The organism is Sporosarcina gallistercoris, from assembly GCF_014836415.1.
In the GTDB taxonomy this organism is placed as follows: domain Bacteria; phylum Bacillota; class Bacilli; order Bacillales_A; family Planococcaceae; genus Sporosarcina; species Sporosarcina gallistercoris.
Genome location: NZ_JACSQY010000005.1, coordinates 35356 through 48059 on the forward strand (window position 1 = coordinate 35356; position 12704 = coordinate 48059).

The window sequence follows — 12704 nt, forward strand, 5'->3', positions numbered from 1 at the left end:
CGTGCTATAATGGGCAAAGTGTGAATTTTAGGAGGTCAATTATGTTAGCAGTAAGTAATGTAAGTCTTCGATTTGGAGACCGGAAACTATTTGAAGATGTTAATATACAGTTTAACCCAGGGAATTGCTATGGGCTAATCGGTGCGAATGGTGCCGGTAAATCAACATTCATTAAAATACTTTCTGGTGAAATTGAACCACAAACTGGGAATGTCATTTTAAATAATGACGATCGCCTCGCTGTACTTAAGCAGGATCACTTCGAATTCGAAGAAGAAGAAGTTCTTGAAACCGTCATTATGGGTCACAAACGGCTTTACGATATTATGACTGAAAAAAATGCAATTTACATGAAAGAAGACTTTTCAGATGAGGATGGTATGCGCGCAGCCGAACTCGAAGGTGAATTTGGTGAACTTAACGGATGGGAAGCTGAATCCGAAGCTGCAATCCTTCTGCAAGGTCTTGGAATTCCCGAGAAATTGCACACGATGAAAATGGCAGAACTCACTGGTTCCGACAAAGTGAAGGTCTTGCTTGCTCAAGCCCTTTTTGGTAAACCGGACGTTTTACTTCTGGATGAGCCGACGAACCATTTGGACTTAAAAGCAATCCAATGGTTAGAAGAGTTCTTGATCAACTTCCCGAATACAGTGATCGTGGTTTCTCACGACCGTCACTTCTTGAACAAAGTCTGTACGCACATCGCTGACTTGGACTTCAGCAAAATCCAAATCTACGCAGGTAACTATGATTTCTGGTATGAGTCTAGCCAACTAGCGCTCAAACTATCCCAGGAGCAGAATAAGAAAAAAGAAGAAAAAGTAAAGGAATTACAAGCCTTCATTGCTCGATTCAGTGCGAATGCTTCGAAATCGAAGCAAGCAACATCTCGTAAAAAGACTTTGGATAAAATCGATATCGATGAAATTAAGCCGTCGTCACGCCGCTATCCATATGTGAATTTCCAAATGGGCCGTGAGATCGGTAATGATGTGTTAATGGTCCGTGACCTTTCTAAAACGCAAGACGGAGTTCAATTATTAAAAGATGCATCCTTCACGTTGAACAAAGAAGATAAGGTGATCCTGATCGGAAATCCCCTTGCAAAAACCGCTTTACTTGAAGTATTAGCTGGTGAGCAAGAACCCGATTCAGGAACTATTAAATGGGGAGTGACAACATCACAAGCATACTTCCCTATCGACAACAGCAAATTTTTCGAAGGCGATGAGAAATCTCTCGTTGAATGGTTACGTCCATACTCACCAGAAGATGAAACAGAAACGTTCCTACGCGGCTTCCTCGGTAGAATGCTCTTCTCGGGCGAAGAAGTGAATAAAAAACCTTCTGTTCTTTCTGGAGGAGAAAAAGTGCGATGCATGCTATCGAAAATGATGCTGACACACTCGAATGTCCTTTTGTTGGATGAGCCGACGAACCACTTGGATCTCGAATCGATTCAAGCATTAAATAATGGTCTCATTGCTTACAAAGGTGTTATGCTCTTCACTTCCCATGACCATCAGTTCATCCAAACAATTGCAAATCGTGTAATTGAAATCAATGAAGATGGAACAATCTTCGACAAGATGATGAGTTATGACGAATATCTGGAATGGAAAGAAGCTCAGTCTTCTGCAAAATAATCTGCTAAAACTAAATGATTTTCACTAAAAGAGCAACCGCTAATTCTGGCGGTTGCTCTTTTGTTTGCCTTACCTGTCATGAAAGAGTTACATCCGCACATACTTTTTTGAAAAGTGGTGATACTACAAGAAAAGGAGTGGTTGACTATGAAAAGGTCTCCGTTATTGTTTTTCTTACTCATTAGTCTCCTCGTCGTCTCCGCTTGTTCCAAACTGAATGGTGAAGATGTCACCGCACCAGATAATTCCGGAAACAGCGGTCAGCAAAGTCCTCTTGATAAAAAAGATTCAGATGCCGGCGGAGAGATAAAAGACAAAGACCTCGACAACGATGGTGTTGAAGAATTGGATGATCCTAAGGGGGAAATCAAAGATCCTGCCATGCTCGACTACTTGCTGCCGGACAGTTCGAAATCCCATTACGAAGGTACTGGAAACGAGTACGCAGAACTGGATGTGCAAGTGTACCATCCATACGAAAATTACATTATGATATACGAGAACAATGGGGCTGCGCTTCTGCGAAAACTATACAAAGTGGAGCAAGACCGTATTCTCATCCTTGAAGAAAAGCATGTAGATGTAGAGGAGAACGCACCCTCTGTAGAAACACTTAAAAAGATGGAAGTGACAGGCGTTTACTTACAAAAACCGTTTGAAAAAGGGGCAACTTTCGGGAAATGGACGATTGTAGATACGGATGCTACGGTAGATACTCCCTACGAAAAGTTCGAACATGCGATAGTAATTGAAGAAAAAGGCGAGAATTACACGAATCGTAAATACTTTGTCGAAGGATTTGGAGAAGTGAAACGCGAATCCATGATGACTAAAAAGGGCGAAAAAGATATGCTCGTGACCTCGGAAATGGAATCCGTTACCCAACCATAACGAAAAAACGGGACCCACTCAGTTAAGCGGGTCCCGTTTTGTTTGTTATTAGAGTTTTGTAACGTTTGCAGCTTGTAGACCGCGGTTGCCTTCAACGATTTCGAACTCAACCTGCTGGCCTTCGTCCAATGATTTGAAACCATCACCTTGAATAGCTGAGAAGTGTACGAATACGTCGTCTTCTCCGTCAACCTCGATGAAACCGAAACCTTTTTCTGCGTTGAACCACTTAACTGTACCTTGTTTCATAAATGAAAACCTCCAAATAATAATTGCTAATACATGAACTAGCTTCAGAAAAAAGAAAATTCACGTATTAGAAAAAGTACCGACAGCGCCGATCACTTTTTGTAATACGTGAATACGTTTCTCGTCGCAAGCACTTGTTATTAACCTTAGCTCTACTATACCATACCACTGCCAAAAGTCAATTAAACCTAATCAAATATTCTAATTATTTTTCCTCAAGAAAAGAAATAGGTTCACTGTCCTTCATCATGAAGACGCCATGATACAATTGCAGATCATCATCGCATCCATCACAATACGTTCTCTCACCCGGGTTCCAGAAAGCTGTGAAAGACCCTTTTCGTGTTTTTTCTTTTGAAAAACATTTCCGCATCTCATCCATAATCGAGTTTGCAAATTCGATTGCTTCCTCTAACTCCTCAAATGATCGTCTTACCCTAACCATCTCTTCCCAACCTTCAAACATCCACCAAGGTTCATAATCCGCTTTCATGTAAATGACTTCGTACATGCTCAAACCTCTTTTCCTTTACAGATGACAATTATACAAAGCACCATCCGTTTTTCCAAGCAATCTGAACTGATTCCCATTTCAAATGTTCGTCTGAACAGATTTTATACGGTATACTAGAGAGAGATTAATGATTCGATGAAACTTTTGCTACCGCTTATACGTAATAAGGTATAGAACATCAACGATAAGGAGGGCTGACCGAAGATGCATAAAGTCAAACAGTTTTTTATGAGGCACTTCATCGTGGCGCCCGTCAGTTTTGGAACATACCTCTTTTTGTTACTCGGAACTGGCATCCACTTTTTTGCAGCAACGGGTATTCTAATTGCCATGTACCTAGGTGGTACTTTTGCCATGAAACAAGCTCAAATCAGCTCATCAGTTAAACAACTCGGCATGACCCGATCCGAATATCGCCATATTGAATTACAAATTCAAGAAGCCAAGATAAAAATTAAAAAATTGAATAGTCTATATGGACAGGTTCGCTCGGTACAGGCTTTCCGTCAAGTATATGAGTTGAGTAACCTTTCTAGAAAGATACTTACAATTGTACGAAATGATCCTAAGAAGTTTTATCAAACAGAACAGTTCTTCTACGCACATCTGGATTCTGCAGTTGAGCTGACATCTAAATATGCACTGCTTGCCAATCAGCAATTGAAAGAAAAAGAAGTCCGTATTGCACTTCAACATACTCGGGAAACAATTACAGACGTTACCCACCAATTGGAAGGCGATCTGCAGGACGCACTTGCCACTGATTTGGCAGCCTTGCAACTGGAACTCGATTATGTAGATATTACGATGGCTCGCAAAAAATCCTTGCCTCACCCGAAAGGAGAACCATTCAATGACCGAAAATCAGCCAATGAATAATGATGTAAAATCTTTTGACGATCTTCTAAGCAACCCATTCGATAGAAGTGAATCAATGTTACCGAAAGAAATGCAGACTGAACAGCCTGATAACAATGCATCTGTAGCTTTAATGGATCGCTTATCACCAGAAGAACAGCTAAAAGCTAAGGAACTTGCCGACCAGATTCCTGTGGGCGATTATGAAGCCATTTTGACTTATGGAGCTACTGCGCAAAACGAACTTTCGCGCTTTTCCCATAAAATGCTAGACCACGTACAAAGTAAAGACATCGGTCCTGTGGGTGATGTATTAAACGATTTAATGGGTAAATTATCTGAAATCGATCCAGACGATTTATCTGAAAAGAAAAAGACCGGCCTAAGCCGAATCTTTAATAAGGCATCCCGTTCCATACAAGAAATGATGACGAAATATCAAAAGCTAAGTACTCAAATCGACCGTATCGGTGTCCAACTGGAACATTCTAAACGCGGGTTAATAGAGGATGTGCATATGCTCGATAATTTATATGAGCAGAACAAGACGTATTTCCAAGCGCTTAACGTGTATATCGCCGCTGCGGAAATAAAGCGCGATGAACTTGCAAACATCACGATTCCGCAAATGCGCGAAGCTGCGCAACTTTCGAATGACCAGATGGCCATACAAGAAGTCAATGATATGAGCCAGTTTTTGGATCGACTTGAAAAACGGTTGTATGACTTACAATTGTCGCGCCAGCTTACCATCCAAAGCGCACCTCAAATCCGTATGATTCAGCAGACCAACCAAACGCTTGCTGAAAAAATCCAATCGTCGATCATGACGTCCATTCCGTTATGGAAAAATCAGATCGCGATTGCGTTAACTTTGAATCGCCAAAAGAAAGCGGTGGAGTCACAGCGTCTGGTTACAAAAACAACGAATGATTTACTGCTCCGTAATTCAGAAATGCTGAAACTGAATTCTATTGAAACCGCAAAAGAAAACGAACGTGGCATCATTGAAATTGATACATTGAAAAAGACACAGGAAAACTTGATCCAAACAATAGAAGAAACGCTTGTCATTCAGGCTGATGGTCGCGTGAAGCGGAAAGAAGCGGAACGCGAAATCGGCAGAATGGAAGAAGAGTTAAAACAGCGTCTTCTTAATATCCACGAAAAAACGCAAAACCGTCCTTTATAAGGCGGTTTTGCGTTTTTTCATTGAGCCGCAATTGCTAAAAGCTTCCTAAGTATACGAAGCGTTTCGTTGGCGAATTCTTCTACTGAATCAGACGCCGCGGTTTTGTTGCCAAACATTGTTGCGAACAACTCTTTTTGGTCATCAGTCGGCTTTTCGGCCGATAAAAACAGGTGCACAACAGAGATTCCACGCTTTTCAGTCTCCCAGACCGCTTCTGCTGTGTCGACAATGCCATTTCGATCATATCCGAATGCTGAAGGTTCGCCATCAGAGAAGATGAGTAAGAACTTGTGCTGTTCGGACCTTCCCGCAAGTCGATCCGCCATCCATCGAATCGCAAACCCATCACGGTTATCCTCGTGCGCTTCAAAGTTCATGATGGCCTGGCCGCTATCAACATGTGTTTCATCGAACGTATGCATCACCTCGAAAAAATTAGGTTGCACATCTTTGGTTGCTTCAAAGGCATCTTCATAATAGGTAGTGATTTCATGGGATACATGTAATTTCCGTAAAACATCATGAAATAGAACGACTGCCTCTTTTGTCTCTTCCACCTTGTCAATCATGGACGCTGAACCATCTACGAGTAGTCCGAAAACGGCATCGAGTTCTTGTGAAGGTGCTTGCTTACGATAGAACGGTCTCGGTCGTTCATCTGTCAGCATGGAGGTTAGCTTTGAAGAGAGACGACCTTTCGTCAGGTTCTCCCGCTTGAGCTGTTTTTTCCGTTCAAGTCTTTTTTTCATCTCCGTCACAAGTGCACGGACAATTGGTAAATGGTTATTTCGCCATTTTGTTAACGTTACAGCCGATATAGTTTCTGCCCGATTCGATATTTTCGTTACGCTAAATGTAACATGTCTATGGGCAGCACCATAATCCGAACCTGCTTTCACTGAAGTTTGTTCTAAACGGTCACCGGCAATTTCTGATTGCTGATTAGCAGTCCCTTCTTTGTCATTTCCTTCCGAACTTCCTAGTCCTAACTGTTGAGCTTCGGCATTTTCATCCCCTGGCGAAGATTCAGATGCATCTGCAGCCCCTTGTTTGCCTTGTTGGAGCTCGAATTCCAGATGTGTCCCCTCTCCTTCTTCTGTTTCACGATGCCAAGCGCGAAACTCCTCTTCAATTGTTTCCTTCAGTTCCTGGTTGTCTGATTCACCCGGATCAGACATGGCTCTCGCACTCATCGCCTTCGATTTGCCTTCCTCAAACGATTCGCCGAATGTATATAAGGGAAGTACACTATCTCCTGTCAGTTGTTCTTCCACGAGATCCATAATTCGTTTTGCCAGATCTCCACTCTGTGAAGTGGTTTTCAGCTCATAGGCGCTTTGTGCAACTTGCCTTACACGCTCCATAGGAAGTTGATGTAATGATTCATGCGGAGAAGACGTCATCCCTGTATGGATATCCAAAAATAATTGGTTAATGAACGCATCCGAAAGGAATCCTCTTTTTGCATTCGATAATAGTCGATCCTTATGGAACTCTGCATAGACTTCAATGCGCATTGCAAAGGCTCTTTTCGTTCCGACACGCGTTCTTTGTATCGCTTCCATCAATCTGAATTCTTCAAGCAACATCATGATTTGACCAGCTAATTTAGGATGACGGCTAGTCTTCATCTCAAACGCGAATCTTTTCCATGCTGCCAAGTCAAACTGTTTGTAAAAACCTGCAGCAAGTAGATAGATATCAGAAAGGCGACCTAAATGTGTCACTTGTTCAGAACGATGTCGCCAAAAGACGCTCATCGCAAATGTCGCATCTTTAGGCTGATACTCGATTAACTGGCGTTCAGTGATCTTCACAAACGGCGCATTTGCCAATGACTGCGCAATCCTTTCATAAAGCAGGATTTTACGCGTTTCAACTGATTCGTCATTAAATTGTATGAACCGATTGACCTTATCCATCACGATCCCTCATTTCACCCACGTGGCTGTCAATTCGTTCACGAGATCGCGTTCCATCTTGTCTTCCAAAAGCTCGGCAATCGCATAGGTTACAGCCCGATCCACTGGCATGTGCACAGCAAGCTGGAGTGCATTAATAAGACTTCTGACGGATGCTGCTTCGTCAGCAAGCAATCCATTTGCAGCTTGTTTCGATAAGTCCTCCGACAGATTCATTATTGTATCTATAACAGGTGCTTCCGCCTCCGGTACTGCCTGTTCCAAAACGGTTCGTAATTGTTCCGCCTGCAAATAAGGAATTGAAAATGAGACAAAGCGATTTTTCAGTGCTTCGTTCATCGGAGAAGTTCCGATGTACCCTTCATTGATCGCAGAGAGGACTGAAAAATCTTCATGAGCAACAATGACTTCACTAGTAAATGGATTGGTGAGCATCCGCCGATGATCGAGAAGACTATGTAAAATCGGCAGTGTTTCAGGCTTAGCCATATTGATTTCATCGATATATAGAAGATGGCCGCGCTTCATGGCTGTCACGACAGGCCCATCCACAAATTCAATTGTACTCTGTCCGTCTTGTGAGACAATTGTTTTAAATCCTAACAACGCTTCAGCATCCAGATCCACTGAACAGTTGACACTTTGCATAGGCTGCTGGAACAATGCTGAAATGCTTTGAGCTAGACGGGTTTTACCACTGCCTGAAGGCCCTTTTAAGAGAATCGGTTTTTTCAAAGAAAGTGCAACAAGAATATCATCATACAAATTGGGGTTGGGACTAACATAACCGCCTTTTTGAATAAGCAGACGGTCTTCTTCTCTATACGTTCTTTTGGCCCGCATTGCTAGTGTTTGCTCGATAAACGAGTCCATGACATCAATCTCCTCCTATATAAAACGGTCTGATGCTCTAACCGCATCAGACCGTTTTATTCATCAGTAGTTCACTGCAGATACCTGTATATCATTCGAAATAAGTTTTGTAATATCCGCCGACTTTACCTGTGTTGTCAACGACGAAAAGAAATTCTTCTGTTTCGTTTTTCACATCATAAGTTTTGCCTGGTGTGAGCACGTTTGTCACTAAGTATTTTTCAGCGTCTGCATGTTTACAGACGACTTGCCGGATGGCCGGAGCATGAAGCCATTCTTTGAACGAAGACATGATAGGATCCCGCCTTTCCTCTAGAAAAGTGTAAGAGTAAATCCGCCCGCTTGAAGCGGACGGTTCAATTTAATAATTATGATCCAAGAAGAAGGTCTTCTGGATTTTCGATTAATTCCTTAATCATTTTCAAGAAACCGACGGAATCTTTTCCATCAATGACACGGTGGTCATAAGAAAGCGCCACGTACATCATCGGACGGATTTCAACATTATTACCAACTGCAATCGGACGTTTTTGGATGGTGTGCATTCCAAGAATACCTACTTGAGTACCATTTAGGATTGGAGTAGATAGAAGTGAACCGAACACTCCGCCGTTTGTAATTGTGAAAGAACCACCTGACATATCAGCAAGTGTCAATTTGTTATCACGTGCTTTTTTAGCGAGTTCTCCAATTGTTGCTTCGATTTCAGCAAAGTTTTTACGGTCAGCATCGACAACGTTCGGTACAACCAATCCACCTTCAGTTGACACAGCGATACCGATATCAAAGTAGTTTTTCATGATCAATTCATCACCATCAAGTTCTGAATTGACATTTGGATACTTTTTAAGGGCAGCTACAACCGCTTTTGTAAAGAATGACATGAAGCCAAGACGTACATCGTTCTTGTCGAAGAACTCGTCTTTCTTCCGTGAACGAAGCTCCATCACATTGGTCATATCAATCTCGTTGAATGTTGTAAGCATTGCTGTGTTTTGTTTCACTTCAAGCAAACGCTTCGCAATCGTCTGACGACGACGGCTCATTTTCACGCGCTCAACACGGCCATCGTCCACTTTTGCTTCTTGTTTAGGAGCGGCTGGTGCAGCGGGTTGTGCTTTAGGTGCAGTTCCGTGTGCTTCTACGTCTTGAACACGTACACGTCCCATTGGATCTACAGGTGAAATATCGGCTAAGTTAATGCCTTTTTCGCGTGCTAATTTACGTGCTGCAGGGCTAGCAATCAGACGATCACCAGATGCTGCTTCTTCAGCAGGTGCTTGTGCTGCAACTGGTTCAGATGCTGCTGGTGCAGACTGTTCCTGTGCAGGTTGAGAAGGAGCAGCTGACTGCTGCGCCGGTGCTCCGGAACCTGCTCCAACTATTGCAATGACTTGACCGACTTCAACAGTGTCGCCTTCAGCCGCCATCAGTTCTTGAACCGTTCCAGCTTCTTCAGAAATCACTTCAACATTTACTTTATCTGTTTCCAGTTCAACGATGAATTCACCTTTATCTACTGATTCACCTGGTTGTTTGAGCCACTTTGCAATAGTTCCTTCGGTAATCGATTCTGCCAGTTCGGGTACTCGGATCTCTGCCACAATAATTTCCTCCTCTTATATCGTTCAATCATTCAGGAATTGCGCTACTTATTTTTTAAGTGCTTCATCAATGATACGCTGTTGTTCGAGTTTATGCATCGTACCGTTTCCTTCAGAAGGACTTGCACGATGGATACGTCCTACGTAATTCACTTTAAGACCTTGTGAAATTTCGTATAAATATGGAAGTGCGAATGACCATGAGCCCATATTCTTGGGCTCTTCTTGGACCCAAACAATTTCTTCTGCGTTCGGGAATCGTTGAATGATTGCAGACAATTTGTCAGATGGGAATGGATACAATTGTTCTACCCGTGCAATATGCAAGTGTTCGAATCCTTCTCCATCTTTCACTTTCTCTGCAAGGTCAATTGCCATTTTACCGCTAGTCATAATCACTTTCTTCACGCTGTCTACGTTTTTACCAGTATTCGGCTCTTCCAATACTGTTTCAAAGTGACCTTCCGTCAAGTCAGCAAGATCAGCACCGACAAGCGGATGACGCAGAAGTGATTTAGGTGTTGCAATGACGAGCGGACGTTCAGCTTCATCTCCAAGTATTGCCGCTTGTCTGCGAAGTACGTGGAAGTAGTTTGCTGCACTTGAAATGTTTGCAACTGTCCAGTTGTTTTCAGCACACAATTGCAAGTAACGTTCGATCCGGCTGCTTGAGTGCTCCGGTCCTTGCCCTTCATAACCATGCGGTAACATCATGATTAAACCGGATTGCTGACCCCACTTCGAATTACTGGATGAGATGAACTGATCATACATCACTTGAGCCATATTGGAGAAGTCTCCATATTGCGCTTCCCAAATAGTTACGGTTTTCTCTTCTTCCAGATTATAACCGAATTCATAACCTACGACACCCGCTTCAGTCAATGGACTGTTGTAAGCGACAAATGATGCGTTGGAATCACTGATGTGATGCAGCGGAACAAATTCTTCACCTGTTTTTTCATCGTGCAGCACGAGATGACGGTGTGCAAATGTACCGCGTTGGATATCTTGACCCGACATACGGATCGGCTTTCCATCTTGAAGAATCGATCCGAATGCAAGTTGCTCTGCATGTGCCCAGTCGATTTTCCCTTTTCCGTTAAACGGATCTTGGCGACGTTTTAAGATTCTGTCCAACTTGCCGAACACATTGAAGTTTTCCGGATATGAGAGTAACTCTTCGTTCATACGACGAAGACGTTCTTCAGATACACCTGTTTGAAGATCTCGTGGATAACCCGCAAGAACCGCATCGGGAGTTACATTGGAAATAGTACTTGTATCTGATGCAAACTCTTTCACTTTGTCATAAGCACGCTGCATTTCAGCAAAAACTTCCGTATCCAATGTCTCAACTTCTTGAGCGGTCAGGATACCCTCATTCACTAACTTTTCACCATACAATTGACGAGCTGTCGGATGGTTATGCACATCTTGGTACATGACAGGGTTTGTAACCATCGGCTCATCCATTTCATTGTGTCCGTAACGGCGATACCCAATGAGGTCGATCAGCACGTCCTTACCGAATTTCTGGCGGTAGTTAAATGCAAATAATGCAGCGCCAATAACTTCTTCAGGACTATCTGCATTCACGTGCAGGATTGGAACCTCGAATCCTTTTGCCATATCTGAAGAATAATGAGTTGAACGCGAATCGTAATACTCCGTCGTAAACCCGATCATATTATTCGCGATGACGTGAATGGATCCACCTGTCTGGAATCCGCGAACGCGGCTGAAGTTGAATGTTTCCTGTGTAATCCCTTCTCCAGGGAACGCAGCATCACCGTGAACCATGACTGCATAGGCAGCATTCGTATCTTGTACCGGGATGCCTGGATGATCGGTATTCTCCTGGGCAGCACGTGTTTGTCCTGCAATTACAGGATTCACGACTTCCAAGTGTGAGGGGTTATAAGCAAGAAAACGATTCATGCCTGTTTGACCTTTATACAAAGCACCAAGGTGATACTTTACATCACCAAACCAGCCCCGTGTCACTTCCACAGACCCATCTTCAGGCAAAAACGGTTCTGATGGCACACCCGCAAATTCTGCGAACATCATTTCATAAGGTTTGTTCAAGATGTGCGTAAGAACGTTCAATCGTCCTCTGTGTGCCATTCCAATCAACATTTTCTTCGTCTGTGCTTCTTCGGAACGTCGGACTAGTTCATCTAGGAAGATGACTAAAGTGTCAAGTCCTTCAATCGAGAACCGCTTCGCTCCTACAAACGTTCTATGGATGAATTTCTCGAAACCTTCAATCCTAGTCAGACGATCTAATAATTGTTTTTTATCATCTGAAGAGAGGGAAATCGCTAATTTTCCGGATTCAATATTTTCCTGGATCCAATGCTTCTCCTCTTCTTCTATCAAGTGGGCAAATTCATAAGCGATTTTGCCTGTATAGAGGGATTTCAAATAGTTTACAGCGTCTAGTGCATTCTCCACTTGGGATGGAACTTCCGTTAAGAAAAGTGACGCTGGCATTGCTTCAAGATCACGTTCAGAGAGATCATAAGCTGAAAGTTCAATTCGTGAAGCGTCTTTCGGACGGTCATTCAGCGGGTAAATATCAGCGTTCAAGTGTCCGTATGCGCGTATTGCATCCATAAGTTTGTACGCGGAAAGAACTTTACGGAAATCAGCTGGATTTCCTTGTGCTCCATCCGGGCTCGCTAAACTTGAGAGGTTATCGCCTCCGCTTTCAGGAGTACCATTTCGCTTAAAGAATTCAGCAAGTTCTGGATCGATGGATTCTGGTGCATTTTTGTAAAGCTCATACATTTCCATTACGTAGCCAAGGTTCGGACCTGAAAAAGCTGCATACGGTGAACGCTCGGAACCAACACTGTTCGACATGAGTTATTACCTCCACATTTGCCTTTAGGCATGTTGCGCAAATTTTTATATCCATTTCTATGTTACCATGCAAACACTTGA

Annotated in this window: 11 protein-coding genes; 4 read left to right on the plus strand and 7 right to left on the minus strand. The window is 42.9% G+C overall.

Translation table 11 applies throughout. The features are described 5' to 3' along the window. The first annotated feature begins 41 nt into the window (after positions 1–41). Both H9659_RS08180 and H9659_RS08185 read left to right on the plus strand, forming a co-directional pair. Positions 42–1649, plus strand: coding sequence for an ABC-F family ATP-binding cassette domain-containing protein (locus tag H9659_RS08180; RefSeq protein ID WP_191689459.1), 1608 nt, complete (start codon positions 42–44; stop codon positions 1647–1649). 147 nt (positions 1650–1796) lie between these two features. Further along, positions 1797–2540: a hypothetical protein gene (locus tag H9659_RS08185; RefSeq protein ID WP_191689460.1), complete on the plus strand. Its 744-nt coding sequence runs from the start codon at positions 1797–1799 to the stop codon at positions 2538–2540. A 48-nt stretch (positions 2541–2588) separates the two neighbouring features. On the opposite strand, the gene H9659_RS08190 is transcribed toward H9659_RS08185, so the two are convergent. Continuing rightward, positions 2589–2789: a cold-shock protein gene (locus H9659_RS08190; RefSeq protein ID WP_191689461.1), complete on the minus strand. Its 201-nt coding sequence runs from the start codon at positions 2787–2789 to the stop codon at positions 2589–2591. Positions 2790–2994: 205 nt separating this feature from the next. Continuing rightward, positions 2995–3300 carry a DUF1033 family protein gene (locus tag H9659_RS08195; RefSeq protein ID WP_191689462.1) on the minus strand — a complete coding sequence of 102 codons (306 nt, stop codon included), beginning with the start codon at positions 3298–3300 and terminating at the stop codon, positions 2995–2997. A 207-nt stretch (positions 3301–3507) separates the two neighbouring features. On the opposite strand from H9659_RS08195, the gene H9659_RS08200 reads away from it, so the two are divergent. Together H9659_RS08200 and H9659_RS08205 are read left to right on the plus strand one after the other, a co-directional pair. Further along, positions 3508–4182, plus strand: coding sequence for a 5-bromo-4-chloroindolyl phosphate hydrolysis family protein (locus H9659_RS08200; protein ID WP_191689463.1), 675 nt, complete (start codon positions 3508–3510; stop codon positions 4180–4182). Then, positions 4157–5353, plus strand: coding sequence for a toxic anion resistance protein (locus H9659_RS08205; protein WP_191689464.1), 1197 nt, complete (start codon positions 4157–4159; stop codon positions 5351–5353). Before H9659_RS08200 ends, H9659_RS08205 begins: the two co-directional genes overlap by 26 nt. Before the next feature lie 17 nt (positions 5354–5370). Here H9659_RS08205 and H9659_RS08210 read toward each other — a convergent pair whose 3' ends face one another. The 5 genes from H9659_RS08210 to H9659_RS08230 form a co-directional block, all read right to left on the minus strand. Then, the gene (locus H9659_RS08210) at positions 5371–7275 is read right to left on the minus strand and encodes a vWA domain-containing protein (RefSeq protein ID WP_191689465.1); all 1905 of its coding nucleotides are present in this window, start codon (positions 7273–7275) and stop codon (positions 5371–5373) included. 9 nt (positions 7276–7284) lie between these two features. After that, complete coding sequence (locus tag H9659_RS08215) at positions 7285–8148, minus strand: ATP-binding protein (RefSeq protein WP_191689466.1); 864 nt, start codon at positions 8146–8148, stop codon at positions 7285–7287. Between the two features lie 91 nt (positions 8149–8239). Further along, on the minus strand, positions 8240–8440 hold the full coding sequence (locus H9659_RS08220; protein ID WP_025784293.1) for a DUF6501 family protein: 201 nt from the start codon (positions 8438–8440) through the stop codon (positions 8240–8242). A 76-nt stretch (positions 8441–8516) separates the two neighbouring features. Next, positions 8517–9752 carry a 2-oxoglutarate dehydrogenase complex dihydrolipoyllysine-residue succinyltransferase gene (gene odhB / locus H9659_RS08225; protein WP_191689467.1) on the minus strand — a complete coding sequence of 412 codons (1236 nt, stop codon included), beginning with the start codon at positions 9750–9752 and terminating at the stop codon, positions 8517–8519. 48 nt (positions 9753–9800) lie between these two features. Next, positions 9801–12623, minus strand: a complete 2823-nt coding sequence (locus tag H9659_RS08230; RefSeq protein WP_191689468.1) for a 2-oxoglutarate dehydrogenase E1 component — start codon at positions 12621–12623, stop codon at positions 9801–9803. Positions 12624–12704: the final 81 nt, after the last annotated feature.